This window comes from Methylorubrum rhodesianum (assembly GCF_014199985.1).
GTDB lineage: Bacteria > Pseudomonadota > Alphaproteobacteria > Rhizobiales > Beijerinckiaceae > Methylobacterium > Methylobacterium rhodesianum.
Map to the genome: position 1 here is coordinate 286242 of NZ_JACHOS010000005.1, position 26497 is coordinate 312738.

Here is a 26497-nt window from a genome sequence, read left to right on the forward strand (position 1 = left end):
TCGCGCTCGGAACGGCCATCGCTACGCGCTTACTTGACTGGGCGAACCGTAAGCTGAAGCGGCTCCCGGTCGCCGCTGCCGTACCCGCGCCCTCCGAGCAAGACGAGCCGGTTCAGCAGCGCGATCGTATCGGCGCCGGGCCGAGCAGCGGCGAGATCGGCAAGCCGACGTCCTCCCTCTGGCGTGGTCAGCAGCGCGGCTAAGCGGTCGACGTTCCGTCCTGCCTGCCAGTCCTCGAAGGCCTGCGCGATCCGCTTCGGCAGGTTCAGGCCGCCGGTCGCGAGCGCCTTGTTCGCCTCACCGCCGAGACCACCCTTGCGCAGCTCTGCCAGCGCCTCGTTGTTGAACGAGGTGCGGGATCCGACACCCTGGCGCGTGCCGGTCGCCTCGAAGATGTCGAGCAGGCGGGAGAAGCCGGCCGCCAGCCGCTCTCCATCCGGCAGGGCACGGATCGCGGCGAAGACGTTTTCACCCGCCAGATCGTTGCCGCGGATGCTGGCCGCGAACTTGGCCCCGCCCGCCTGATTGGCGCCGCTCTGAAGGTCCTTCGTCTTCGCCGCGAACTCGGTCCCGAGGTAGGTTCGGACGAGCTCGCGCGCGGCCAGCGAGTTGCTGCGCGAGATCGCACCGACAGCGGCTCCGACGTCGGCCGAGGAGCCTTCGACGGGCTTGGTCGGGAACAGGGCGTCGATGGCGCGCTTCAGATCGGGCCGCTCGGCGATCCGGCCGAGCGGGGAGCGCTCCACGGCCTCGCGGCCCTGATGGGCGAGGGCGAGGCGCTGAAGCCGGCCGCGCGCCTCCGGGAGGAGGGCGAGCAGGTCCTCGTTCTGGCGCATCGCGGCGCGGATACGCTCCGCCGTAGCGCCGCCCTGACCGCTCACTCCGTCGAGGATGCGGGTCACCTCGCGCGCCTCGAACGCGTTGCGAGCCGCGGGCGTAGCGTTGGCCAGGAACTCGCGGGCCGCGGTGGCGCCCTCCAGGTGGGACGGCACCTGTTCTGCGGGCGTGTTGAGCCGACGCGTCTCGGGATCGCGCTGCGTCACCCGGCCGAGCGGGGCGTTGCCAGCGAACGGCTCCAGGGGCCGGCTGTTAGCGGCGAAGTTGGCGTCCGCCACCGCCATCTCGGGCGCCGTCTTGAGCTGCTCGTCAATCGCCGATCGCACGCTCTGAAGGCGGCTCACCATCACGCCGTCACCGGCCTTGCGCGCCTCCCGGAGCACCTGGTCGAGGCGCTCGCGAGTCTGGTGCAGCCCGTCGATGGTCAGTTCTGTCTCACGCACTCCAGACACTGGATCGGGCAGGTTGCCGTGCAGGTCTCGCCGTACCGCCTCCAGGGCGCTCCGGACATTGCCCTTTGCCGTGGCGAGCGCCGCGTCAATGGCGTCGATGGCCGGTTGCGGGTTCACCTGCCCGAACCTCGGCGCGGAGATCTCCTCCGTCACCGTCGTCGGCACCATGCGGGAGGAGGGGCCGCTCGCGGGCTCCTTCGAAGCCATCACGACGCGCTCATAGGCCGACAGCGGGTCAGTCTCGTCGCCGCGCATCAGCGCCGCGGCCGCCCGGTCGAGCGTGCCCTTGTCGACCGTCTTCGGATCGACGCCGGCCTCGGTGAGAGCCCGGCGAATGTCCGTCGTCGCTTGGCTGGCGGAGGCCTGGAACTCGTCGCGCATCGCGCCGAACCCGGACCGATCGTCATGGCCCAGCCAATCCCACGGATAGGTGCGGCGCCCGCGGGCTTCCTGCTCCAGAAGGCCGATCAGCTCGTCGTGGATGTTGCGCGCCATGCCGCCATCGCGGTCGGGCGGGAGATAGCCCTCCTCGATCAGCCGCTCGCGCCAGAAATTGTCGATTCCCTTGCCGTTCTCCTGAACGAGGTTCGAGACGCCGGGCTGCCGAAAGCGGTCGAGCCCTGCCGCCTTCACGTCCCCGCGCTCGAGGCCGATGCCGCCGTTCTCAGCGATGAAGCGGGCAAGCGACTTCGTGCCCGGCGCCACCGGCGGCGCGTCGGGCCGCTTCGGCGCCATCGAGCCGATGGTATCCGGACCCTGCGGCGGCGGGTCGTAACGCAGCGGCCCGCCGGCGCCGTTGTCGAGCGTCTGAAGCACCGGCTCGCCGGGCCGCTCCACCTCGACGGTGCGCTCGATCCCGATGCGCTCCGGCGCGGCGCGGGCGGCGGCATAGTCGCGCGCCGCCTGCTCGGAGCGGGCTGTCTCGCGGGCATCGGCGACGCCGCGCATTTCGCGCTGGATCACCTGCCCGGCCTGATCGGGGGAGACGCGCGGGCCGGCCGCCTGCGTGGCGCGGATGACTGCCTGTCCCTCGGGTGTCGCGGCCACAGCGCTGCGGGCGGCAGCCTGGACCGCCTCGCCCGTGCGCGCAGAGGAGGTCGAGGCCGGCGTGATAGCGTCAAGCCCGGCCTGCCCGGCGGCGTCGATCTGGCCGGGACGCGCGGCGAAGAACTCGGAGAGCCCGCCTTGTCCCTCCACGACGCGCTGAAGATCGCCGAGGCGGCGCGGGCCCACGACCTGCTGCAGCGCCTCCGCCCAGGTCAGCAAGACGCCGCGCGCCGCCGCATCGTCAACCAGCGAGCGAACCGCCGTCACCTCATCGGCCGAGATCTTGCCGGCGCCGGCATCGAAGAGGCGCTCGGCCGTGCCGGGGCGGCGAGTGAAGGCCTGCGCAGCGCCACCGGCCACACCGCCGACGAGACGCGCGATAGGCTCCGCTTCTGTTCCCTTGGTGACCTGCCCGGCTGTCTCAGAAGCGATCGCCGGCACCAGAGCGTTGCGCGCGGCGGTGGCGATGGTTTTGCCGCCGCCAGGGATGAACTCGGCGATGGTGCCGACGTACTGCCCCGGCACCGTTTCGGCCTTCGGCAGCTTGCCAGCCACGGCCTCGACGCCGCTCAACGCGATCTCGCCCGGCTTCGGCAGCTCGTGAGGCGCAGGAATCGGGCCCTTTAGCGCTTCGCGACGCGCCTGCATCTCACTGTCAGGGACCGCGGGACGGCCGAGCGCGCGTCCGATCCCACGAGCGACGCCTTGCGCCATCAGACCAGTGAACTGATCTGCGAGGCCCCACACCGTCTGCGGCAGGTCGAGCACCCCGGCCGCGCCCCGGATAATTCCGGCACCGGCCTGGTCTACGACATCGGCCGCAACCGACTTTCCCTCCGCCTTGGACGTCTTCGGCGCTTCATCGAACCGGTCGAAGAAGTTGCTGCCGTCCGCCGCGGGCTCCGCCCCCGAAGCTTTCGGGGCCGGCTTGTCATCGAACTGGTCGAAGAAGTTCGCCATCAGGATCAGGGTCCCGCAAGGATGCTGTCGGGTCCGTTTTCACGGACCGGGCCGAGGATGCGCGCCGAGGCGCCCGCACCATACTTGGCGTCGAACTGCGTGCGCAGGCTCGGGTCGGTGCGGAGTGCGCGGACCGCCGCCATGGGGATGCTGACCGGGCCCGTGGGCGTTGCCGACTTGGCATCGGTCCCAGCGCTGCCCTCTCGAGCGCCGGCTGAACCCTTGTCGCCCCCCTGGCCGCCTCGATACTCCCGGAAGCGCGTGTAGGGGTTCGGAAGCGCCTTGATGGCCTGATCCGCCTCCGCCTGGCTGATCTCGCCGCGCAGCGCCTTGCCCGCGATGTCACCGGCCTGCGCCTGATAGTCGGCGAGGCCGCGGAAGGTATCCACGATGATTGCGTTACCGCCCGGTGTTTTCAGGAGCGAGGGAAGGCTGTTCCGGAACGCGCGGCCCTCGGCGTCGGACGTGGCGCCGGACCCCGGCACTCGCATCCGGGGCGTCAGCTTGTCGGCGAGCGCCGTGAAGGCCTCCATCTCACCCATCTTGCCGTTGGTCAGACCGTTGGCGACGGAGTCGAGACCGGCGGCCTGCGCGTACTGCGCCAGACCGAGGCGGGCGCCCGCGAGCTTACCGGTGTTGATCTGCTCACCGAGGCTGGCCATCGTGTCGATGTCGGCGCGCAGCGGGACGGCGTTGTCCGCAGCCTCCACCATTTCGGAATAGCGCTTGGCCTGAAGCTCGTTCGCCTTCTCAGCGAACTTGCCCGCGCCCTTGGTGTCCACGTTGACCGTCGTCCGAGGCGAGCCGCCGATACCGAAGGGCTTGCCGTCCGGACCCATGCCGGCGCCCGTGCCCTCGGGAATGCCGTAGGACTGGCGCTCCTCTGCCGAGAGCGGGCGCGGCTGCTGACCGGCGATGATGACGCGCGACTGCGTCGGATCCGTCGAATGCAGCGCCACCATGCCGACGCCCGGCATCGCCTGATAGGTAAACTTCGAACTGTCCTTGTCCGGCGCCGTGAAGAGCACGTCACCGGTGGCCGTGTCGACGAGGCTGTTGCCGACGGTCGCAGTGTTCCGCTTGGCCTGTCCGATCGGCATGATCTGGCCCGTGCGCCCGTTCACCCAGGACGTCTGGCCGTTCACGTCTTTCATCTCCCACGGCGTGTCACCGCCCTTGAGGAGCTGCCCGAAGATCTGCCCGGCCATGGCGCGGGTGTTCGGGTTGCGCCATGCAGCGTTGAGCGCGGTTTGAAGCTCCGGCGTCATGCGGGCGGCGCTACCGGTCGGGAAGCCGGGGAAGCCCTGCGACGGTGCGGCGGTCGGAGCGCCGCCTTGCGGGATGACGAAGCCGGCCGGCTGCGCACCCAAGGCCGGAATGTTCGCGTCGTCGGACTCGGCCGAGGCGACTTGGGACGGGGACGGCGCCGGAGCGCTTCCGCCTCGCCGCCCGCCCATCCAGGCGTAAACCTCGCCCGCGGTCTTCGGCGAGCCGTCGCGGTTGAAGAACACCGTGCGATTGGCGCCTGCTACTTTCGGGCCGACCAGGGAGGCGGCCGGCGCGTCGGGATTGCTGAGCGCGCTCGGGATGAACTTCGTCGCGCCGCCCGCACCGAGAAAGTGCGCACCGTAGAGGTTCTGCGGGTTGATCGTGATGCCGGCCGACGTGAGGGCCTGCGCGTTGTCGCGCGTGAAGGCCTGCATCGCCCGCTCCTGCTGGGCTGCATCGGTGCGGCCGTCCGGGGTCAGGCCGAGATCCGGATACTTCTTCGCTAACCCGGCCCAGGTGTCCCTCGTGAACTGGTAGCGTCCGAGTGCGGTGCTGTTCGGGTTGGCCGCAAGGTCGTTGCCGCCGCTCTCCTTCGCCCGCGTCGTCGCGAGGTACTCGCCCATCCCGCCGCCGGTGGCCGCGAAGCTCGGAGCCGCCGCCACGGGGCCGGACTGAGCCGGCGCGCCTGTAGCACCAGCCCCGGACACGGCCGGCACCACGCCCCCGCCCGCGCCGCCCTTGTAGGCGTTCATCAGGTTCGAGATCAGCGTCGGAGCCTCGGCCTCGAGCGCTTCCTTGCGAGCGGAGGCGTAGCTGTCACCGAAGGCGTCTCCAACGCCCCGGACCATGGAAAAAATCGTTGCGCCGCTCATGGATCAGACCCAATCGCTGTCTTTGCCGACGCCAAGGCCGCCGCCACCACCGCCGAAGATGCTGAAAGCGCCCAGCCCACCGCCACCGAAGGCTTTGCCGGCGAGACTCGACGCGAGACTGAGGCCGCCCATCAGGGCGCCGAAGCGGTTCTCGGCCGCCTGCTGCCCCGCCATGAGGCCCTGCTGCCCGACCTGCGCGAGCCCCCTCGCCGTGTCGGTCGAGATCCCAGCCTTCGCCACGCCGGTCTGGACGCCGACGTTGCCGAGCCCGGTCTCCGCACCGGACTGCCCCGAGACGGCGGTCGCCCGCTTCGTATCGAGGTTGGCGAGGTTCGCGAGCCAGTTGTTGTAGTCCTGGCTGGCGAGGCCGGAGGCGAACTTCATCGCATCCGTGTCGGCCCCGCCGGAGGCCAGCGTCCCGTTCACGGCCCGGGCGCGGGAAAGCGCCTGGAGCCCCTGATCCATGTTGAAGGTGTAGCCGGGCGCGGTCGCGTAGGCCGAACGTGCGGCGGCCGAGGCATCAGCGCCGTTCACGCCGAGCGCGTCCTGATAGAGCTTGGCGCCGCCCCGGTACTCATCGGCGAGGTTGCCGAAGAGGCCCGATGCTTTGCCGTACTGCTCTTTGGCGAAGCCGAGCCCCTGGTCGAGCGCGTCCTTCGCCTCGTTCTCGCCCTGCTGGAGCTGCTGCGCGCCCCAGATCGCCGCCTGACGCCCGGCCTTGCCCGAGAAGATGCTGGCCACGGATCATTCCTCCAGAGCGGCGATGCGGGACTCAAGCTCCGCCGCGTAGGCGAGCAGGGCCGAGAAGAAGAGGACCCACTCGCGCGGCAACGGCAGCGAGGCGGCGTTCGGAAAGGTGGGCTTGGTGCTCATTCGGTGCGGGCCTCGACCGCCATCGCCCCGCCGAGCAGGGCGCAATAAACCGGGTCGGAGACGTCCAAGCGCCATGTCCGGCCCTGCACGCCGGTCAGGCCGGTGCGCAGCACGTTGACCCGCGTCCTTGTCCGCCCCATCGGGCCGAGCTTGCGCGTCAGCGGGTTCGACCAGGTGGCGCCGCCGTCGTCGGACCATGAGATCCCGACGACGGGATCGGTCTGGGTGACATCGCCCGTCGGCAGGCCCTGCCCGACCACGAAATCGAAGTCGGCGCGGGGGATGGCGAGACGCTGCGGGAATGCCTCGCCGGGCAGGGACTCGACGCGCATCCGCAGCGGCAGCCCGGCATCGGTGAAGGCGGCCTCCGACACCTCGAGGAGCGAGTTGCTGCGGCGGTCGCCGACGAGCCAGCGCCCGAAGGCCTTCACGCCCTGCGTCGCGCGCCAGCGGGTGTCCTGATGCCCGACGCGTTCGTGCCAGAGGCCGGTGGTCAGATCGAAGACCCAAGTCCGGCCCGGCAGCGAGAGCGCCCAGAAGGCATGTCCCGCGACCATGAACACCGAGGCCTCGATCTCCTCACGGTTCACCCGGGCGGCGGCGGCGACGTCTCGCTCGACATCGTGCGTCGAGATCCGCTCCGGGCTGTAGCCGTTCAGCCGGTAGACGACGGAATCGTCCCCGACCCAGATCAGCGTGTTCGACCAGCCTTCCTCATGGCCGGCGACAGCCCACGGCCCGATCAGGCCGCGCGGAATGCCGGTCAGGCGGGCGAGGGGGAAGCCGTTGTTCTGCGCTGGCCCGCCGTAGACGCCGATCTCCGACGGGCCGAACAGGAACAGTTCGGACCGGAAGCCGATCGCGCGCATCAGGCCGGCGGAGCGGCCCTGCTCCTTCGTCCGGTCGAGCGTGTTGAAGCCCGTGCCGTTGAGCCCTGACGCGTAGCAGGTGCCGTCGCCGCAGGTGAAGAAGAAGAACCCGAACAGGAACTCGACCGAGTTCGGGGCCGGCAATGCCGTCGGGATCGGCAGCGGCGACGCCGAACGGCCGGCCGAGATCTCGAAGGCGCCGAATTCCGTCACCGCCACCACCTGCGGGACCGGCGAGCGGTTGTTCTTCGCCATGGTCACCCGTGCTGAGCCGGGCAGGTCGCCCTCATCCCGGACCGCGCCGGAAGCGTCGATCGAAACGAGCCTGCCCCGCATGGCGGCGAGGAGCCGGTCGCCGGCCACGCGAGCGCCCCGAAGACGCTTGTGTCCGGTATCAGCGAAGGGGATGAGCCCCGGCGCGCGCCGGATGACGGACGGCGACCGCCCGCCCTGGCCGATCTCTTCGACGTAGGCGTTGATGAGCCGGCCCGCGCCCTCCTCCGGCGAGAGGCCGGGACGCGACGACAGCGGCCACGCGATGTCCGGCATCAGACGATCCAGCCACCGCGGCGCCGACCGCCCCAGAAGCGCTCCAGGCGCATCGCCGGACGGGCGTCGTAGACGAAGGATTGGTAGCGGAGGATGTGCTCCTGATCCGGCACGGCCGCCAGGAGCATCGCGATCCGCGCCGGCGGCACCTCGGCGAACGAGGTCGCGCAATCGGCGGCCAGCAGGCGCGCGAAGGCGCCCTGCAACTCGGTGGAGAGCTGCGACAGGTCGGTGACGCCGCAGATGTCGCGCCCGCGCAGTTCCATGAACTTCGGCTGGAGGCGGGCCGCGACGACGGCGCGATCCTTGGCCGAGGCCGTCTGTCCGGCCGACACGATGCCGAGATGCTCGAGCGCGACCTGCACCGGATCGAAGACACCCGAGACCGCGACACCGGTATCGAGTTGGCGGGCGAGCGCCTTCAGGGAGATTTCCGCCTTCGCCGCCTCTCCCGCGAGGAGGGTGCGGGTCGCAACATCCTTGCCGAAGGCCTGCGAGCAGGCCGAGGTGAGGATGACCGACAGGTGGATCAACACACCGGGATCGGCGCCCTCAATCGACGCGAGGTTCACGATCTCCCGAAGGCGCAGATCGCCCAGCATCGGCGCGATGCGGGCGCTCACCACGGCGCGGTCCTTGGCCGAACCGGTGTAGCCGGCCATCACGACGCCGAGGTTTTCGAGCACCGCCTGCACGACATCGAAGGTGCCGTTCGTGGCGACACCGCCGTCGAACTGCCGGCCGATGACCCGAAGGGCGGCCTCCGCCTGCGCGGCCGAGGCCTGGAACGGCAGCAGCGCCTCGCCGGCGATCTTGAACGGCACCGCACAGGCGAGCGCCAGGATCGCGGCGAGATGGAGCTGGGTCGAAGCATCGGCCGCCGCGATCGACGGCAGAGCGATGATTTCGCGCTGGCGCAGATCGGCCAGCATCGGAGCGACGCGGGCCGAGACCGCGGCGCGGTCCTTCGCGGATGCGGTTTGACCGGCTTCGACGACCCCGAGCGCTTCGAGAACGGACTGCACCAGGTCGAAGGAGCCCGCCGTCCCCGTGCCGGCATCGAGTTGACGGGCGGACGCGCGAAGGGCGGCTTCGGCTCGCATCTCCTCCGCCTTCAGGCCGCCGAGGAGCGGGTCGCCGACACCGAACAGGAGGGAGCAGCGGGCAGCGAGGATGGCGGCCAGGAAGTGCTTAGTCGCCGCGTCGGCCGTCTCCACCGCCGGCAGATCGATGATGTGGCGTGCCCGGAGGTCCGCCAGCATCGGGCCGAACCGTGCGGACACGACCGCGACGTCCTTTGCCGTGGCCGTCTGACCGCCCTCAACGACTCCGAGGAGCTCAAGGACGGACTGCGCGACATTGAAGGCGCCCGAGGTGGCAACGCCCGTGTCGAACTGGCGCTGCATCACACGCAACGCCGTCTCGGCAGCGGTCGCCACGTTGCCGAGACGGTCCCCGACCGCCGGATCGACGTTGAAGCTGCCGGCGCAGATGCCCGCCAGAATGTTGGCGAGGTGGCGCAGCTGGGCCGGATCAGCCTGAGAAAGGTCGGTGAGGGTCGTGATCTCGCGCGCGCGGAGATCCGCCAGCATCGGCGCGATACGGGCGGTGACCACGCCGCGATCCTGCGCGGACGGATCCTGCCCGATGGTGACGACGCCCAGCTTCTCCAACACGTCGCGCACGACGTCGAAGGCGGCCGTCGCAGCCGTGGCGCTGAACTGGCGCGAGAGGAGCTTCAGCGAGGCTTCGGCCTCGGCCGCCGCGCCGGTCAGCACCTCGGCCTTGTTGCCGGTGATCCCGAACGGGACGCGGCAGGCCGAGGCGATGATGTCCGCGACGTGGAGGAACACCGCGGGGTCGAGCGCATCGGCGTTCAGCCCGGCGAAGATCTCGCGCTTGGCGAGCTCGGCGAGCTTCGGGTCGATCCGGATATCGACGGCCGCACGATCCTCGATCGACGCCTCCTGGCCAGCCGCCAGGACGCCCACGTTCTGGAGGACGAGGGAAATCAGATCCTGGCGGGTGTAGGCCATGGGCGAGGCGCCTTACTTGCCCTTGGTGGCGGTGGCCGGCTTCGGAGCCGTCGCGGCTTCGAGGTCCGCCTGCGCCTTGGCGAGGTCGGCGGTCAGAGCATCGACCGCGGCCTTGGCGGCATCGCGCTCGGCCGCGTTCACGCGGGTGTCCTCGTGCGCCTTGGCCAGTTGCTCACGGAAGGCCGCGAGGTCGTCGGTCGCCTTCTTGTAGGAGTCGGCCGCCGCGCCGAGCAGCTTGTCCGCTTCGTCGAGCTCGGACGCGAGGCGCTCGTTCTCCGCCGAGCCAGCCTCGATCACGCCCTTCAGGCGGTCGATCTCGGTCAGGGCGGCCAGCAGCTCGTCGACGGCCGACGGCTCCGACGCCGGCTCTTCGACCGGATGCGCGAAGGTGAGGCCGGTGGCACGCATGGTCAGCGCGTCGGCCGTCGCCCGCGACGGGTCGGTGATGACGGTGGGCGAGGCCGACCAGCCTTCAGGGAGATCGGCGCCGGGGGCGAGGGCGAAGATCTGGGCGGACCCGTCGGCCTTGTAGCCCCAAGTCGGAATGGTCTCGATGGTGTCCATGAACGCCTCGTCGGAGGTGACGGGGCGCGCATGGCCCCAGAACGACGAAGGGCGCCCCGAGGGCGCCCTTTCGTCTTCAGTCTGCGGTGTGGACGGCTTAGCCGCTGACGCGGGTGCCGAGGCGCGGGTCGATGGCGGCCACGCCGTACAGCACGTCGAGACGCCAGGACGACACGCGGTTCGGGCCGTCGAAGTAGGGCACCAGCATCACGTGGATGCCCTTGTAGTCCTGCGTTCCGATCTGCTCGGTCGGCACGCCGGCCGGCTTCTCGAAGGGCACGCACACCAGCGCCAGCGCGTTCCGGTGGAACATGAGGTTCTGCTGGAAGGTGGACGAGGCCGCGCCGTTCCAGGTCACCACCGCACCGGCGGCCGGAGCGGCCGAGACGGTCTGGTAGGCGCCCGAGGTGATGATCGCCGGGGCGATCTGCACCGTGGCGTTGCCGGTCCCGTCGGCAGTGGCCGCGGCCGTGGCGACGAACTGCTGGAGGTAGGGCAGGACCTGCTTCGTCACCGGGTTGACGGCCTGGACGCCCGCGATGGTGAACACCTCACCCGCGCGGACCGTGCCGCCGGCGCCGAGACCGGCCATGAGGAGGGCCTGACCCCAGGAGTTCGCCTGCGCGCCCGAGTAGGACACCGCCTGACCGCCACCGTTGACGGTGCCGTTGGTGCGAGTGCCCGTGGTCAGGGTCGGGGCGTTCTGGGTCATGAACGGCTCGACACCGGCGAGACCGCCGAGCTTCGCCTTGCGGTAGGCGTCGGTGTTGGCGCCATCGATGTAGAGCTGCGCCTGGTTGCCGAGCAGCGCGACGTGGTCGGCCGGCGACAGGGCGGCGGAGCGCTCGTCGGACGGGACGGCCATCTCGTTGAGGCGCTGCACGCCCGCGAGGAACTTGCTGTAGTTCGCGATGGTGTTGCCCGGGGTGCCGACCCAATTCCAGAAGTTCTGCAGCGCGCAGGCATGCAGGTCCTGGTCGATCTGGTTGGCGATCGGAACCATGGCCGGCTTGATCACGCGCTCGGCGAGATCACCGATGTTGAGCGCGAGGTCAGTCGAGGAGAACTGGAAGTCGACGCCGGCGACCTTGTTGACCTGGATCGCGGTCTTGCCCTCGATGACGTCCTGGTTGGACGCGACGAGGCCGGTGCGGACGCGGAACTGCGCCGGCTTCCGGATGGAGACCGTATCACCGACCTTGTAGCCGTTGACGTTCTTCGAGAACTCGTCCTCGTAGCCGCGGAAGACGCGGGAGCCCATGCCGAGCTCGTTGTCGAGGATCTTCACCGCCGCCTTGGCGATGATATTGGCGGTTGCGATGGTGTTGGACACGGAGAGTTATCCTTCGACTTGAGGTGGTTAGCCGTATTGCTTGGCTAGCCACGCATCGAGATCGCTGTCGGGGGACGACGGCTTGGATGACCCGGACACCTGCTTGGCAGGGGCCGGGGCGGCGGTTGCGGTCTTGGGTTTCGCCAGGGTCAGGCGTCCTTCGAGCCGGCCGACTTCCTTCGTCGCCTGACGCTCGGTCATCCCGTTGAGCTTCGTGAGCACATCGGGGTTCTTGGCGAGGTAGTAGGCGAGCAGGCCGCCCTTCTCGCTCTCGATCACCAGCTCGGTGACATGGGGCTTCACCTCGCGGTCCTTGGCCTCCGCGAGCGCCTTGTCGAAGTCCGGGATCTTGCCCCGGGTCTCGTCGAGACGGTCATGGAAGGCCTCGAGCGCGGCCTCGCGCTGGGCGACCTGAGTGGCGCTCTGCCGGCGGGAGGCATCGGCCGCCCGGTCGTCGAAGCGCTGCTCGGCGAGGGCCTTGCGGATGCGATGCTCCGCCTTGGCATCCTCGAAGGCAGCCCAGTCCTTGAAGTCGTCCTCTTTCGGGGCCGGTCCGATTTCCTTCTCGATGGCGGCAGCGCGATCCTCGCCGGCAGCCGGAGCCGCGCTGCGAGCCGATGCGAGCTCGTCTTCGAGCCGGGCGATCCGGTCCTGCATCCGCTGGATGCCGGAACGCTTCTTGGGCTTGTCCTCGCCGCCCTCACCCTCGGCCTTCGCAGGCTCCGGCTTCGGCTCGGCGGCGGATTCGCCCCCTTCTTCCCCTGGCGTGGCGGCGCCCGTCTCGACCTCGGCCGTCTGGCCTTCGATCGTCGCGGCCGTCGCTTCCGAGGCTTCGCCACCTGCCGCCAGCGTCTCCGCCGGCGCGCCCAGCACGATCAGATCCTCGTCCATGTGTCGTTGGTCCATGAAAAAACCCGCCGCGCGGAGAGCGGGCGGGTTCGGTGCATCCTCGCGGCCTGGCAGCGGGTCCGCCGGCCTGCGGGATCGGAGAGGGCGCAATTCGCCCCAAGGTGGGGCGCGCCGATCAGAATGGTGGAGGTGCCGCCGACGGGGCCGTGCCCGCACGTCTCGCGACGGATAACCTCTGGGCTTGTTTTGCCCGTCGGGTCAAGAGGATTCGCGCGCTACTGCGTCGGGTCCGCAGCCCATAGGTTCACCTTCACGCCCGAGGCCACGCCGCCGAACACGTTGAATTCGAGGAGCGCGGCCAGCGATAGGAGCGCCGCTGGCAGCAGGCGCGAGCGCTGAGCTTTCACCGTCACTGCCGTGTGCGTGTCCGTGCCGGACGCCGCGTCGTTGGTGAACGAGCGGCCCACGATCTGGACCACCACAGGCGAGCCGAGATCCTCGACCATGTACGTGATCGGCGGCAGCTTGCCGGCCGGGCACACGATCGGGCGAGCGAAGGTCCACAGGTACGTGCCATCGCCCAGCGTCGTCACCACCGTGCGCTGAACGCGCGCCGCGTGGGTGTGATCGGAACGGGCGAACTCGGACGACGTGCCGCCCTTCCCGTCGAGCGCGGTCGCGGGCGGCGTCGCATCGGACGCGACAGGGACCGCCCGGGCGATCGCCGCCGAGACCGCGCCCGCCGACATGCCGGTGCCGTAGCCGGGCATGGTCAGAAGCCGAAGCCGACGGTGATCTCGACGTCCGGCGCGCCGCCATCACCGAGCACGGCCGCAAACCGCTCGCCCTGCTGAAGGGTGCGGATCTCCACCGCACCGGCCGGCAGCGCCATCGACGTTGCGTCCGGCAGCGCCATCGCGGCCTTGTTGCCGAACTCGATCCGGGCCGGGACGGTGCCCCGGTTCCAGAGGCGCACCTGCGTTCCGGAGCCGTGCGGCAGGTTCGGGAGCGACGGCGCTGCGCCGGCGACGGTGTTCGCGCTCAGTCGGAGCGTGCTGAACGGCGTGGCGCGGAAGGGGTCGAGGTTCATCAGGGCTGGCCCATCATCTCGGGCGCGGGCAGACCCATCGCGCCGGGGTCAAAAGAAAAGGCGCCCGGAGGCGCCTCGATGAAGTCGGTGGGGAGTGCCGCGGGCGGCGGCTCGGGCTCCGGAGGAGGGGGCGGGGGTGGAGCCTCGACCGCGGACATCTCCTCCAGGATCATCGAGACCACTTCGGAGAGTTGCGCGACGGCAGCGCCGATCGCGTCGAGCCGCGGATCGGCGGCCGACACCGATTCCCTGCCCGGATTATGCACGTCGTCATGCATGGCGGGCTGCGTCCGCCCGGCCTCCAGGATGCGCGCCTGCGCGTCGATGCGCGCCTTCTCGATCTCGGCTTGGATCTTCAGCACGTCGGCCTCGAGCTTCTCGCGATCGACCGCGAGCTTCGCCATGTCGAGTTCCTGCCGACCCGCCTCGATCTGCTGCTGGCGCTCCTGCGCCTGCATGGCCGCCTGCTGCTCGGGCGAGGGCGGCATGGGCGGCGGCGGGGGCTCGCCGCTCTCCTGCGCCTCCTGCGCCTGGATCTGGGGCGGCAGCATGGTCCGGATGCGCTTGGCGATCTTATCCGCCATCGGCCAATCCTGCGCCTTGGCGAAGAGGTCGAGGACGACAGGTGCAAGCTGCGGCGCGGCCTGGATCAGCGTCACCATGCCGTCGAGCGCGGCCTCGCGCCGGGTCGTGTAGCTAGGCCCCATCTCCATGGCGACGTCGTAGGCGCCAACCGTGACGTCGTTCTTGATCTTGTCGAGCGGCTGGCCGTCGTCAGCGAGTCCGGCCACCTGGTTGATCTGGACGAGATCGACCTTGCCGTCCTCTCCCACAATCCGCAGCGTGCGAGCCGTGTCGTAGACGTGCGGAATCATCCCGCAGACGATCGCGCCCGTGTGCCGGATGCTGCGCGAGAAGTTCACGATGTAGACGAACGAGCCGACGTCGCCCTCGCGCTGGCGGGACTGGATCGCCTTGCCCGAAGTCTCGTTCGAGCGGGCACCGAGCGACGCGTCATAGACGCCCGTGACCGCCTTCATGTCCTCGGCTGCCTCGCGGGTCAGCTCGGCGAGGCCGGAAGAGGCGACAGGCGGCTGCGAGCGCTCCGGGCGTAATCCCGGCATTCCGGGTTGCGGGTTGTAGAGCAGGAACGGATGGTTCTCGGTGTTCGCAGTCGCCCAGAGATCCTCGTAGCCCTTGAACATCTCCACGGTGCCGACGAACGGCGCCTTGGGCTGGAGCGCCACTACCTCAGTCTGGGTCGAGCGGGCATAGTTGTAGGCGCGCTGCGCATCCTTCGCGAACCGGATCACGCCGCGACGGGCCCGGCGCTTGCCGATCGTCATCTCGACGCCGACCACCGGCACCACGGGGATGAAGCGGCCGGGGATCTCGGTCGGACCGTCGAGCACCGCGTTCGCGCTGATCACGTACCGCTCGACGCGGTGACCGGGGCGCTTCTCTACACGCACCCGGGCGCCCTGCACCTTGGCCGCCTCGATCAGCGCCAGTTTTTCAGCATGGTCGTCGGCCGCCTCATCGGTCAGGTCGAGGATCTCGCCGTCGGGCATCAGCGCCAGCGTCTTCTCGACGGGCGTCTTGGTGAAATACTCGGCGATGCGCACCATGTCGGCGCCCGCCCACTCGGCCATGCCGGCGCGCGTCAGGTCCGTGTCGCCGATCTCGGCCGCGGGGTGATCCGGATAGGTCTCCTCGTAGACGTCCCGGCTCATATCGACGGGCACGAAGCAGAACTTTGCATCCTCGCGGGTCGGAAGCACCGCATCCGGATCCCAGCGCACGCCGACGCCATCGGGCACGCCAACGATGCGGATCTCCTGCTCGAACGTCGTGTCGGAGCCGTACTCGGTGATGACCTTCCAGTGCCCGATTCCGGCACCGACCTGCTGGTCAGCAGCCGCGAAGTAGGCCGAAGGCGCGTCCGAGCGGTTCTCGACGTAACGCACCATGCCGGCGATGACGTCGGCGGTCTCAGGGTCGCCGCGGCTGTCGACTGGCACGACCTTGATGGCGGGACGCATCTGGCGAATGTCGCCCGTGATCTGGGCGATGGTGGTGGGAAGCCGGTTGAACTCCAGGCAGGGGCGGCCCTCGCGCATCTGCTTGGCCTCTTCCGTCCACTGCGCGCCCGGGGTCTCGAGGAAGTCGAGATCCTCGTAGGCGTCGGCGCGGTTCTGGCGATCGAACTCGTCGGCGCGGCGCCAGCGCTTTTTCGCAACGTCGAGCACCTTGTCGAGGGCATCGCCCTTCGCATCGGGCTCGGGCTTCGACGGCTTGCGCAGCCGGCCGAGCAGGGAATCGGTGAAGCGACCCATCGTTTTAGCCTGCCATCCAGCCGCCGCGGCGACGGCCGCTCGCACTGCCGATCTTCAGGGGCGCTTCCTCGATCACCGGCTCGGCGAACGTGAGCGCCACGGCATCCCATGTGTCGGGCGAGGGAATCCCCATCGACCGCATCTTTTCCTTCGACCAGAGCTGCACCTGGCCGCGGCTGTTGTGGCTGTAGCCGGTCGAGCAGGCGTCGGCCTGGATCTCGTCCTCGTCCGGGATATCGACGCCGGCCGGGTCCTCCAGCCAGTCGAGCGAATTCATCCAGATCTCGGCGCGGCGGTTCAGCGGGCCGGGCAGCTTCTCGCCCGTGGTCGGCGAGAACCGATCCGGCGCGATCGGAGCGCCGCCGAAGTTCACCGGAACGACGATGCCGCGGCCGGGCGTGCCGTAACCGCGCTCGACGAGGATATCGTAGACGCCGGCGCCGTAGCCGCCGGTCACGTCGATGAAGCACTTCGCGGGCTTGTCGCGATCGATCTCCACCGCGACGTGGTTCGCGCTCTCCGGGATCGACAGCCCGACCGGGCCGCCGGCCGACAGCAGCTTGCGGCCGCGGCGCTTGGCCAGCGCGTGCCGGTCGACGCCCTGGTGCGCGGGGTCGTAGCCGAACACCAGCGGGCCCGAGGCTTCCACCGTGCGCTTGCGGGCAGCCATCACCAGCTTGGCGCTGATGAGGCCGTTCGTATTCGCCATCTGGAAAGCCTCGGCCGCGGTCGCGGGGTATTCTTGGCGGAACAGGCTCTCGCCCAGGTCCGCGATCTTGAGCCGACGCCAGTACATCTGCGCGTCGTCGAGGCCGTGAGCCTCGGCGTAATCGACCTCAGACTCGTTCTGCTCGTCAGGGTCGGTGGAGAGCGTGAACCCCTCGGGCGGGGTCTTCCGGTATTCGTCCTGCCAGAACCACGGGACGAAGATCGCCTGATATTCGCTCTCGCCCCGCTCGGCCTTCCGCCACTGCTGATGGAAGTAGTTTCCGACCCCGTTGGCGGTACTTTCGAGGATAACCTCGGTCCCGGCCTCGTCCGCGATCGCTTGGAGGATGCCCGACGCGTGGCTGTGCGCGTGCGGCCAGAACCCGACCTCAGACCCGTGGAAGAGCTGCAGGGTGTTGCCGCGGCCGACCGCCTTCGATCCGGCCGTGCCGACCTTGTAACCGCTGTCGAGGCGGTCGAAGAGCAGTTCCTTCGCGTTCGCCGCGCCCGTCGAGGGCTTCACCAGCGCCGGGCAGTGCTCGTGATACCGCGACACCATCTCGAACAGCGCCGCGGTCGAATCGTCCTGGTGCGTCAGGATGAAGGTCCGGACGCCCTTCTTGTGGGTCGTGCGCCAGTAGAACCGGCCGCCGATGTACGTCGAGGCGCCCTGCTGCCGACCCTTCAGGATCAGGGCCCGCACCGAACCCGTCCGGAGAAGCTGCGCCTGCAGCCGCTCGTGGATGTAGATCTGTGCCTTGTTCAGCGTGAACGGGACGATCTTGCCCGACTTCGTCCTGATCCGAAGGCAGCGCGGGGCATAGTGCTCGAAGTCGTCCTTGAGCTTCTGCCGGACCGCGCGCTCGCGGTCACTCAAGGTCGTCGAGAGCATCCTCGTGGCTGCGGACTGCAACATTCGCGTCGATCCGCTGACGGTTGGTGTAGGCGTCGCCCATCTCCTTCGCGACCTGCACGAGGAGGTTCGCCACAAGCACCGCGTTGCCGCGCTTCTCGGCGGTCTCGATCATGCGGGAGAGGGTGCGGAGCCGAACGACCTTGTGCGAGACGCCGATCGCCGCCGTGTCGGTCAGGAAGGTGGTCCGCGTGGCCTCGAACAGCTCGCGGTAGTGCTGCGACAGGGACGAGCCTGCCCGCTTGCCCGGATCGTAGGCCTCGACCGACTGCCGAGTGATCTCGATGCCGAACTCTTCCTTGACCGCCTTCGCCACGTCGGAGGGCGTCTCGAACATCGCAAGTTGTTGGACGACGAAGGTTTTCGCCTCGTCCGTGAGCGTCTGCTGAGCCATGGCCGCCGTCAGGGTTTCGTCAGGCCACGCCCACAGGTCCCGCAGGCGCCCGCGATGTCAGCCTCGCAGATGATCGGAGCCCGACCGGCCGCCTCGACGAGGGCGCGCGTCCGGCCCGCACCGTTGCCGGCGCCGTACCGCTCGACGATGCCGACGAACTCCTCGACATCATGGCCGCGGATGCCGAACACCGGCCGGCCCGTCGTCTTGCTGAAGCGCGGCGCGCCCCAGGCATCCTTCTTCTGGCCCGCGTGCAGCAGCTCGTGCTCGACCAGCGCGCAGAACGCGGCGTCGGAGCACTCGTCGGCATAGCCAGCGTCGAAGGTGAGCAGGAAGTCCGGGATCTCGCCGAACCAGCCGCCGATCTGTTGTGCCCACCGGGCCTTGGCCCAGCGGTTGCCGATGAAGGTGGCCTCCTCGCACATCCCGACGACGGCGTTGCCCTGCCGCTCATTCGGGAGCGCACACCAGAGGACGCCGAGGCGCGCATCACGCAGGTGCAGGTGCTCCTCGTTGAGGAGCGGGGCGTCCTCGTCGATGAAGGTCGCCCGCATCCAGGCTTCCAGATCGTGCGCCGGCTCGACGGGGTACGCGGTCAGCGCGCCCTCTTGGCCAAGCAGCCGCTCCGGAGGCCGCGGGCGGGTCAGCATCAGCCCTTCCGCCGCTCACAAACGATCTTGTGCCGCTCACCTGGCGCCAGGCCAAGATGTGTCGCCAGCATCATCCCGACCTTCGGGCAATCGAATTGCCCGGCGGGCTGCACCAGCATGTCGGTCGCGTTCTCGCGTGAGCAGGCGGGCGCCTCGACGCCGGCCGGACAGGAGAGGGCGATGGCGAGGAAGCCATCGGCGGCGATCGACGGGCGCGGGGCCGCCAGCAGCACGGCGAACGGCACCAGCGTGAAGGCGAGGGCGGCGCGGATCATGAGAGCGCGGCCTCGTCGGTCTCGGGCGAATGGCCAGCCTGCCGACGCACCATGATGGAGCGCAGCACAATCAGCGCCTCGGGGAGCTCGAACCACGCGCCGTCGCGCAGCGCCCGCTTGAGCAGGCGCTCCGCTTCCTCTGATGCCTGCCGGTAGCTCATGCCGGCGAACCGGCGGTGCGGATTGTCCGTGCACATCAGTGCCTCGTCTCCGACAGCGGGAACACGAAGACGGGAGCCGGCCGAGCCGGACGCCGACCGACGGCAGCCACGGCGACGCCGGCCAGGACGAGGAGGGCGACGAGGCGGGGCATCAGCGCCCGCACCCGTTGCTGAGCACGCGGCCGGCGCGGATCACGCGCGGCGCATCGGCGGTGCGCTGGGTCGGCGCGGGCGCCAGGAGGCGGCGCAGAAGGGTGATGTACTTCACAGCCGGAACCTCGACATGACAGCCCGGCGCACCTCCGCCGCATCGGCGGCGACGTCGTCGGCGGGGGTGGTGACGAGCACGGGCGTTGCCGCCGGGAGCCCGCAGTCCTTCATCAGGGCACGGACCCGATCGACCTCGCGCCGGATGGCGCCGGGATCGCGCCGATGCGCGCCGTAGGCCGAGGCCGCGGGGTCAAGGCGACCGAGGCAGACCGCCTCGTCGTAGGAGGAGGCGGAGCGGGCAGTCATAGGAACTTGCGTCCAGCGTGATCGTCGAAGGCGCGGGCGCGCCGGTCGTATTTCTGCAGCGTCGTCACCGCGGTGTGCCGGGTGACGTGCATGACCTTGAGGACGTCGGCCCCGGCAGCGAGCGCTGAGGTGACGAAGCCGGCGCGCAGCGAGTGGCCCGAGAACAGCGAGGCATCGAGCCCGGCCGCGCCGACATGGCGCTTCACGATGTCCGCCACCGAGCGATCGGTGAGCCGGTCGGAGCCGACCCGCCCGCCCTTGTTGATGGGGCGGAACACCGGGCCGGCCGTGATCTTTGCCGCCGCGAGCCACGCGTCGAGGGCATCGCAGGGCTTGAGCTTGCCGCCGCGCGGAACCGCGATCTCCTGGCCCTGGCCATCCTGGTCCGTCTTCGAGCGGCGGACGTGGACGATGATGCCGTCCGGCACCCGCTCCAGGTCGGCGACATCGAGCGCCACGAGCTCGGAGCGCCGGAGCGCCGCGGCGAAGCCGATCAGCAGCAGCGCCCGGTCCCGCGCGCCGGACAGGTCGTCCGGGATTTTGCGCAGCGCCTTCTTCAGGGTCTCGGCCGTGACCGGCGCCTTGCGGGTCTGGCGGGTGCCGAGCGTCCGGCGGACGCCGCGCTGCGTGGCCTTCACCGCCTCTGAGGTGGTCGGGACATCGAAGCCGGCCGCCCGGTGCACCGCGGCGATCGCGGCGACGTGCAGATTGATGGTCGCCGGCTTCCGGCCGGTGTCCGCGAGGTGGGCGACGTAGGCCGCGACCGCGTGCGGCTCGGCCGGCACCGGGTTGGCCCCGACGCTCCGGCACCAGGTTACGAACATCCCGAAGGCGGAGGCGTAGGCCTTGCGGGTCCGATCCGATCGCGCCTCCGCCGCGTAGGCTTTGGCGCGGTCGAGCGACATGATCTCCGCCGGTGCGGCGGGCACCGGCAGGAGGGTCATGCGATTGAAACCAGAATGTTTTCGCCGGTTCGCTGTGTTGGTGCGATCGGCCGGAAATCACTTCCGACAACAAAAGTTAGCGGAAGCGGAGTGGAGAGCGGATCAGCCCGCCTTCCGGCCCCGCGGCATCCGTAACTCGACGCTGAACGAGCGACCGCCATAGGTGCGCCGGCCGGTGCCGAAGGACAGCATTTCGGGGATGCCGACCTGCCGCCGACCCTTGCTCACCAGGGCGAGGATCCGCTTGCAGTGCGCGTCCTTCGCCTCGAGGTACTCGGCCTGATCGCGGAAGCGCCGACGGCAGAAGGCTCGGGCCTCCTGCTCGATCGCCGTGAGTGTGGCGTGCGCGCTCATCGGGGGCCGATCATGGCACAAGGGTCCGCCCGCGTCTGCCGTGGCAACGCTTTGATCGGTGGGCGGTTCGCGATGTGATGGAGGGGAGCGGATGCGAAAACGCCCGGCGGCGGTGAGGCCCCGGGCGCGCGTCTCGCGACAATGACCAGATGCAAGGTTTTGCCCGACGGGTCAAGTCGATCGCTGACACGCCATCATGAGGCGCCTGCCTAACAAGGTTATGCGGATTGTGAAGGGAACAAGCTCGCCATCAGGGTGAAATTTGAAAGTATCAATGTCTGTAGAAAAAACAGTTTGCACAAGAGACAAGCTCTCAAGATGCTCAAAATACAGCTCAGACTCACCCCACCGTTCAACAGTGTCTGGGAGATCGGTTCTATGTGTGTGTCCGGGGTAGCTACGGCTGTCGAGATACAGCCCGGTAATAGGCTCATCGACCAAATGCTTCAATATCCTGGCCTCGTCAGACGACAGATTGCGAATTAAGGCAGGAAACGCGGGGTGAACTAAGTTGACCTTGTCTCTATCCATAGACGAACTGAGCAGGTTTTGAAATAACTCAGAGATGGGCGTTTCATCCACCTCATAGCGAATTCCTTCTAAAATAGGTCCAAGCAACTGCGGCACCGGCAGAACCCGTCGCTCTTCAGGTATAGGCTTCTTGGCTCGCTCTATGAACGATCTAAAGCGATCTTGTTGAACGGCCAGCCATTGAATTGGAAAGCCAACAAGGCGAACACACTTCACGACATCTTCGAACGTAGCCCCAACCTGCCGCATGGCAGGCGAGGCAGCATCTTCGTATGTCTGCTTAACTGGAACCTGTTTCCCGATCTCAGTGGCAATCGCGATCGCCATCTCATGTTCAGTCGTCATGAGCCCCTCCCGGAGGCTCATGCTTACACGCCGACGCTTCCCCCGAAAGAAGCTCTCAAACACCGTCCACTCTTATGCCGGCTCCCGCGTCCCCCGGATGTGCTGCCCGTCCGCCCCGGTTGCGGTGTGCTGCTCCTCTGTCAGGGACTCCAGCAGCCAGCGGAACCGCTTCGCGACGTCGGTGGCCGCCCGCTCTCCCGAGCCCCGGCCGGTGCGAGCGGCATAGGCGGCGAAGGTCTGGCCCTCGGCGAGGATGGCGCGGAGGAAGCGGACGCCCACGCCGCCGATCGCCTGCTCCAGCCGGGCCGTGAACTTGCGGACCCGCTCGGCGTCGTCGATGGCGTAGATGATCGCCAGCTCGTGCGCGATGGTCTGATCCCGCGAGCCGCCAGCATTCCAGCCGCCGGAGCCGAGGCGGGCACCGGAGCCGCGCTCGAACACCGCCTGGACCATGCGGCCGACCTCGAACTCGGCGCGCTCGATGCGCTTGGCTGCAAGCTCCTGCGCGAGGACATCGACGCGGCGGTTGACCGCGACATCGCGGTACGCGCCCGGCTCGAACGGGTCGGGGACGTTGGCGCGGCCGACGATGATCTCGCGATCGCTGGCGAGGCGGGGCAGGGGGCGACGCGAGGAGGCCGCGCGGCGGCGCTTCTTGGCGGCGGAGATTGAGATAGACGAAGCGGCGACAGACACGAGCCTGACCTCGGGTAGAGCGCGACCGTTCTGGGCGCTCGGCAAGATCATGGGTCGATTGTCCGCTTCCTCACAGTCAAGAGGAATAATTGCGGCGCGTCACTGCTTCAGGTGGTGTTCTTGGCCGCTGCGATTTTCTCGCAGGCCTTGATGCGGCGACGGTCGAAGGTGGCGCGCGACCATCGGGTGCGCCGGCAGAACTCGGCGATCGATCCGCCGACCTCGCCGTGCGTGGCCATGGCGCGGGCCCAGAGGAGCACGACCTGGCGATCCTCGCTCTTGTCGCCGAGCACGGTGCCGGAGAAGGCCACGATGTCGAAGGTCGCATCCGGTACGTCGCCGGCCGCCGCCTGGAGCGTGTTGCCGCGCGGGGCATAGATCGGCGTCGAGGGCATCGCGCGGAAGGCCGCCTTCAGCCACAGTTCGACGTCTGCGCGGGTCCACGGGACGGCGGGGCGCGGGGGCGGGTCAGGTCCTTCCGGCAAAGCAAGCATCAAGCTCCGGGCGCATCCCTCAGTCCGGCGCCCGCGTCACGCACGCCCAGAGCACGACACGGCCGCGGCGGAGCGTCTGCTCCCTCCGCCCGGCCGCCTCGCAGACCTGCATCGACGAGAACGACTCGGCCGTCACCGAATGGTCGGCGGCGGGCGTGGCGCCGGACAGGAACAGGATCAGGACGACGGACACGGGGGGCTCAGTCCGTGACCGAGTCGGCCTGCGGCTCCGCCACCGGCGCCCGCTTCTTGCGCCAGGGCGCATCCGCCTCCCAATCGCCGGCCATGATGCTGCCGTAGGGCTCGACGGTATCAACCACCTCGGCGAGATCGTACTTCGCGATTTGAGCCCGAACCGCTGCGGCGTTCTTGTAGGCGCCCGGTAGCTCGGAGAGATCGGGGCGGCCGCAGTAGAAGCGCGCGTCGATGCCCTCCGGCCACGCCGGGGTGTTCGCCTTGAGGTAAGCCGTCCGGCTCAGGTTTCGGCCAGCACCGTGCGGCGCGAAGCCGAGCGTCTCCCACCGATCGCAGTGCTCTGTGATCAGGATGGGCTCGGCCATGTTCAGCGGGATCAGCGTCAGCCCGGCATCATCGGGCGAGAAGCCCGCCCAGGACGGGGTCGCCCCCTTGCCGTGGTAGAAGAGACCATCCGCGCGCTGGAAGACGAAGTTGTGCTCGTTCCAGAAGCGTCGATTGATCCGGGCTCCAAGTCGTGCCACCGCGAGATCGTGGATCGCGTAGTGGCTCTCGCGGGTCCAGAGTCGCACCACCTGAAGCGCGTTCCAGTAAACCTCTCCCTCGGTGCTGTCGGCCTTGATCCAGGCGTTGTGCCGCGGCACCTCGGGCGCGACCTTCGCCGTGTGACGCTGCGCGAGCGCCATGCCCTTCTTGTAGAGCTGTGCTCCGAACCCGCGCGAGCCATGGTGCGTGACGATCGCCACAGCGCCAGAGGAGCCGAGCCGCCCGACATAGGCGAAGTGATTGCCGTCGCCTTGGCTGGCAAAATCGCCCGCAGCCTTGCCCGATAGATCAGCGAGCAGCGGGTTCGCGCCCAAGGCGAGCGCCACAGGCCCCGGCATCGCGACCGGATCGCGCCGGCCGCCGGGGCCGAAATGCGTCACCGCATGGACCGCATCGAGCACCGCCTTCGGATCGTGCTCGCCCGACAGGACAGTGATCGCCACAGAGCAGCAGATATCCGCCGAATGGAAACCGGGATGGATCGCGTCCGCGCAGGCGACAGCGCCGCCGACCGGGATGGTGCCCGGCGCCGATCCTGAGGGGCAGGCGTCGGGCATCACGGCACCGGCCTGGATCGTCGGCACCTTCATCAAATCGTTCATGTGCCGCAGCACGGCGTCATAGTTCGCCATCTCCTCGGGCGTCTCTGGGTCGAGAAACACCCTGTAGAGCAGCGGAGAGGCGCGCATCGAGGTCACGGTAGGCGCAAGCGCTTGGACGGTCGCGATGATCGCCGAGTCCTCGGCCCCGTCGGCGCGCATGCTGTTGGCCGTCCGGATCGCCTCCGAGAAGTGCGGGCCGGGCTTGAGCCCCCAGCCGATGAGCGTCTGCCCGGTGATGTCGCCGGCTTGGGTGTTGGCCACGGTGCTCTCCTCACTTCCCGAACAGCCAGATCGGCACGCAATCCGGCGAGATGAACGCGGGCCGTCGATCCACGACCGGCGAACCGTTCAGCCGGTCGAGGTGGATCTCGCGCTCGCACAGGGCGATGCAGCGCCGCGGGTAGATGGTGACCAGCGCGCCCGTGCAGTCGGACCGCGCGGCCCCGGCGAGCCGATGGACACCGAACAGCGCCTCAGTGCTCCAGCCGAGATCCGCCGCGGCCGGGCCCCACTCGTCGACGAATAGGAGCATCGCCTTCCGGACGGTCCGCCAGATGCCTTCTCGCCCGCTCGGGCCCGGCTCGCGCCAGATCATGCCGGGGCAGGGGATGCGATCGTCCGGCAGGCTCAGCACGCCGGCCCGCCAGGAGGCGACGAGGCGGGCGGAATCGGTGAGGGCGAGGGCGGCGTTCACGTCACCTGCTCCCGTTGCGCCGCCGCCTTGGCATCGAGCCGCGCGGCGAGTTGCGCGAGCGACCCGACGGCGACCTCGCGGAACTTGGCGCCGTGCTCGTGCAGCACGTCCTCGCGGGCGGCTGCGACGGCTTCCGGCGACGGGCGAGGGCGCCCAGGCCCGGTCTCGCCTCCCCGGTTCAGCCAGGACGCCGCAGCCGCCGCGACCTTCTCCCGGTCCTCGTCGGTCGGCGGGTCGTAGACCTCCGCCCCGAGGATCTGCCGGATGTGGACGAGCTTTGCCCGGAGCGGGATCAGTCCCTCGCGAACCTCGGCGGCGAACTCGGCCGGCGATGGGCGCCAGCGGCGCACCCACGGCAGCAGCGTGGTCCCGTCCCGGAACCGCCCGGCTGCTGCGTGGATGCCGGCGAGCGGGAGATCCTTCAGCGCCTCGATGTACTCGGCGATCAGGACCTCGTTCTCGTCATCACCGCGCCCGCGGCCCTGCTCGAATCCAATCAGGATCCGGGTCACGAGCGCGTCGACCGATCGCCGGTCCCGACAAGGCTGGAGCTCAGCCCTCACCCGCTCGGCGACGGCGGACAGCGCTCGACGCTCGGCTGTCGTGGCCTCCGAACCCCGCGGCACGCAGAAGCGCATCGGCTGGCCGTCCACCGGAGCCAGATTGCCACGCAAGGCCGAGATGTTCGCCTCGGCCCGGCTCACCTCGGCCGGGCTCAGCGTCAGGGGAGTTCGCGTCGACGGCAGGCGGCTCGACATCGTAGGGGCTTTCCAGGGATTGCTCGTAGAGGCGCTTCAATCGGCCAGCGAGACCAGTGGGAGCGGGGAGCGCGCCCCGGTGCGGGGCGGGGAGCAGAGGGCGGCTCGGCCGGTATCGGCGGCACCATTTCCGCCAGGAGACGCGCCAGTCGTGCGAGAGGAAGTTCCGCTCGTGGTTCCAGTCCCGGAACTGCTCGGCCTCGTGCGGCACGGCTTCCGGGGGCACGCCGGCAGCAGCCGCGATTGCCTCGTCCTCTGCGTCAGGGGACCAGTTGCGAGGCAGCGCGGTCGCGCGCGTCCGAGGGAGAGATTCTTCTTCTAAGTCTTCTTCTCTATCTGCGAACGGGCGTTCAACGTCCGTTGGCTCGTTTCGTTGATTTTGCTGCGGTTTTTCGGACGATTTAGCCGCGGCTAATTTCGCGCGCGTTTTTCTTTTCTGTCGCTCCGTGCCGCTGATGCGGCCGGCAGCGGCGGCGTCGAAGCTGCGCGCACGCTGAAATTCCAGCTCCTCGTGGGTCGAGGTGCTGTCGATCCGGCTGTCGCCCGTAAGGGTGATCTTGCCGGCCTCGGCGAGGCTCTCGATCGCGGCGCCAGCACGCCGCTCGGTGAGGCCGGTGCGGCGGGCGAGCGTGCGCGCGGTGTCCGTAATCGGGCCGCCGGTCTCGTAGATCCGGAGCAGCACCGTCACGTAGATCAGCCCCTCATCGGGCTGGAGGCCGGACAGGGCGCCGAGCAGGGCGCTCGGGCCGCAACGGAACCAGGGGAGGCGTTCTGAGGCCATGGCG

The 26497-nt window shown here is 69.3% G+C and carries 28 protein-coding genes; all 28 read right to left on the reverse strand.

Annotated features, from left to right (window positions below):
- Positions 1–29: 29 nt before the first annotated feature.
- On the reverse strand, positions 30–3296 hold the full coding sequence (locus HNR01_RS09835; protein ID WP_183667574.1) for a hypothetical protein: 3267 nt from the start codon (positions 3294–3296) through the stop codon (positions 30–32).
- A gap of 5 nt (positions 3297–3301) precedes the next feature.
- The gene (locus HNR01_RS09840; protein ID WP_183667575.1) at positions 3302–5413 is read right to left on the reverse strand and encodes a lysozyme family protein; all 2112 of its coding nucleotides are present in this window, start codon (positions 5411–5413) and stop codon (positions 3302–3304) included.
- A 27-nt stretch (positions 5414–5440) separates the two neighbouring features.
- Positions 5441–6178 (reverse strand): hypothetical protein, encoded by a 738-nt coding sequence (locus HNR01_RS09845; RefSeq protein WP_183667576.1) that lies wholly within the window; start codon positions 6176–6178, stop codon positions 5441–5443.
- 3 nt (positions 6179–6181) lie between these two features.
- A complete protein-coding gene (locus HNR01_RS27890) occupies positions 6182–6310 on the reverse strand; it encodes a hypothetical protein (RefSeq protein WP_281384556.1) in 129 nt (42 codons plus the stop codon).
- Positions 6307–7728 (reverse strand): packaged DNA stabilization protein, encoded by a 1422-nt coding sequence (locus HNR01_RS09850; protein WP_183667577.1) that lies wholly within the window; start codon positions 7726–7728, stop codon positions 6307–6309. Before HNR01_RS09850 ends, HNR01_RS27890 begins: the two co-directional genes overlap by 4 nt.
- Positions 7728–9764, reverse strand: a complete 2037-nt coding sequence (locus tag HNR01_RS09855) for a hypothetical protein (RefSeq protein WP_183667578.1) — start codon at positions 9762–9764, stop codon at positions 7728–7730. Before HNR01_RS09855 ends, HNR01_RS09850 begins: the two co-directional genes overlap by 1 nt.
- 12 nt (positions 9765–9776) lie before the next feature.
- Positions 9777–10328, reverse strand: coding sequence for a hypothetical protein (locus tag HNR01_RS09860; RefSeq protein WP_183667579.1), 552 nt, complete (start codon positions 10326–10328; stop codon positions 9777–9779).
- Positions 10329–10425: 97 nt separating this feature from the next.
- Positions 10426–11661 carry a P22 phage major capsid protein family protein gene (locus tag HNR01_RS09865; RefSeq protein WP_183667580.1) on the reverse strand — a complete coding sequence of 412 codons (1236 nt, stop codon included), beginning with the start codon at positions 11659–11661 and terminating at the stop codon, positions 10426–10428.
- 27 nt (positions 11662–11688) lie between these two features.
- A complete protein-coding gene (locus HNR01_RS09870) occupies positions 11689–12552 on the reverse strand; it encodes a dihydrolipoyllysine-residue succinyltransferase component of 2-oxoglutarate dehydrogenase complex (RefSeq protein ID WP_183667581.1) in 864 nt (287 codons plus the stop codon).
- 233 nt (positions 12553–12785) lie between these two features.
- Positions 12786–13280, reverse strand: coding sequence for a hypothetical protein (locus HNR01_RS09875; RefSeq protein WP_183667582.1), 495 nt, complete (start codon positions 13278–13280; stop codon positions 12786–12788).
- Between the two features lie 2 nt (positions 13281–13282).
- A complete protein-coding gene (locus HNR01_RS09880) occupies positions 13283–13600 on the reverse strand; it encodes a hypothetical protein (RefSeq protein WP_183667583.1) in 318 nt (105 codons plus the stop codon).
- Positions 13600–15936 (reverse strand): portal protein, encoded by a 2337-nt coding sequence (locus HNR01_RS09885; protein ID WP_183667584.1) that lies wholly within the window; start codon positions 15934–15936, stop codon positions 13600–13602. Before HNR01_RS09885 ends, HNR01_RS09880 begins: the two co-directional genes overlap by 1 nt.
- 4 nt (positions 15937–15940) lie before the next feature.
- Positions 15941–17560 (reverse strand): terminase large subunit, encoded by a 1620-nt coding sequence (locus tag HNR01_RS09890; RefSeq protein WP_210313118.1) that lies wholly within the window; start codon positions 17558–17560, stop codon positions 15941–15943.
- Positions 17514–17951, reverse strand: coding sequence for a DUF2280 domain-containing protein (locus HNR01_RS09895; protein ID WP_183667585.1), 438 nt, complete (start codon positions 17949–17951; stop codon positions 17514–17516). The genes HNR01_RS09890 and HNR01_RS09895 overlap by 47 nt, the downstream gene beginning before the upstream one ends.
- Before the next feature lie 8 nt (positions 17952–17959).
- Complete coding sequence (locus tag HNR01_RS09900; protein WP_183667586.1) at positions 17960–18601, reverse strand: putative metallopeptidase; 642 nt, start codon at positions 18599–18601, stop codon at positions 17960–17962.
- On the reverse strand, positions 18601–18876 hold the full coding sequence (locus HNR01_RS09905; RefSeq protein WP_183667587.1) for a hypothetical protein: 276 nt from the start codon (positions 18874–18876) through the stop codon (positions 18601–18603). The genes HNR01_RS09900 and HNR01_RS09905 overlap by 1 nt, the downstream gene beginning before the upstream one ends.
- On the reverse strand, positions 18873–19073 hold the full coding sequence (locus tag HNR01_RS09910) for a hypothetical protein (RefSeq protein WP_183667588.1): 201 nt from the start codon (positions 19071–19073) through the stop codon (positions 18873–18875). The genes HNR01_RS09905 and HNR01_RS09910 overlap by 4 nt, the downstream gene beginning before the upstream one ends.
- A gap of 228 nt (positions 19074–19301) precedes the next feature.
- Complete coding sequence (locus HNR01_RS09915; RefSeq protein ID WP_183667589.1) at positions 19302–19553, reverse strand: hypothetical protein; 252 nt, start codon at positions 19551–19553, stop codon at positions 19302–19304.
- Entirely contained in the window at positions 19550–20497 is a 948-nt protein-coding gene (locus HNR01_RS09920; protein ID WP_246417451.1) for a site-specific integrase, read from the reverse strand. The genes HNR01_RS09915 and HNR01_RS09920 overlap by 4 nt, the downstream gene beginning before the upstream one ends.
- Before the next feature lie 102 nt (positions 20498–20599).
- Positions 20600–20851: a hypothetical protein gene (locus HNR01_RS09925; protein WP_183667590.1), complete on the reverse strand. Its 252-nt coding sequence runs from the start codon at positions 20849–20851 to the stop codon at positions 20600–20602.
- A 171-nt stretch (positions 20852–21022) separates the two neighbouring features.
- Positions 21023–21727: a DUF4393 domain-containing protein gene (locus HNR01_RS09930; protein WP_183667591.1), complete on the reverse strand. Its 705-nt coding sequence runs from the start codon at positions 21725–21727 to the stop codon at positions 21023–21025.
- A 72-nt stretch (positions 21728–21799) separates the two neighbouring features.
- Positions 21800–22423 carry a hypothetical protein gene (locus HNR01_RS09935; RefSeq protein ID WP_183667592.1) on the reverse strand — a complete coding sequence of 208 codons (624 nt, stop codon included), beginning with the start codon at positions 22421–22423 and terminating at the stop codon, positions 21800–21802.
- 107 nt (positions 22424–22530) lie between these two features.
- Complete coding sequence (locus HNR01_RS09940) at positions 22531–22908, reverse strand: hypothetical protein (protein ID WP_183667593.1); 378 nt, start codon at positions 22906–22908, stop codon at positions 22531–22533.
- 28 nt (positions 22909–22936) lie between these two features.
- A complete protein-coding gene (locus HNR01_RS09945) occupies positions 22937–23110 on the reverse strand; it encodes a hypothetical protein (RefSeq protein WP_183667594.1) in 174 nt (57 codons plus the stop codon).
- 7 nt (positions 23111–23117) lie between these two features.
- Positions 23118–24521 (reverse strand): RtcB family protein, encoded by a 1404-nt coding sequence (locus tag HNR01_RS09950; protein WP_312893315.1) that lies wholly within the window; start codon positions 24519–24521, stop codon positions 23118–23120.
- 10 nt (positions 24522–24531) lie between these two features.
- Positions 24532–24954, reverse strand: coding sequence for a hypothetical protein (locus tag HNR01_RS09955; protein WP_183667595.1), 423 nt, complete (start codon positions 24952–24954; stop codon positions 24532–24534).
- Positions 24951–25466, reverse strand: coding sequence for a hypothetical protein (locus HNR01_RS09960; RefSeq protein ID WP_312893316.1), 516 nt, complete (start codon positions 25464–25466; stop codon positions 24951–24953). Before HNR01_RS09960 ends, HNR01_RS09955 begins: the two co-directional genes overlap by 4 nt.
- Before the next feature lie 40 nt (positions 25467–25506).
- A complete protein-coding gene (locus HNR01_RS27560) occupies positions 25507–26493 on the reverse strand; it encodes a YdaU family protein (protein WP_246417453.1) in 987 nt (328 codons plus the stop codon).
- Positions 26494–26497 lie beyond the last annotated feature (4 nt).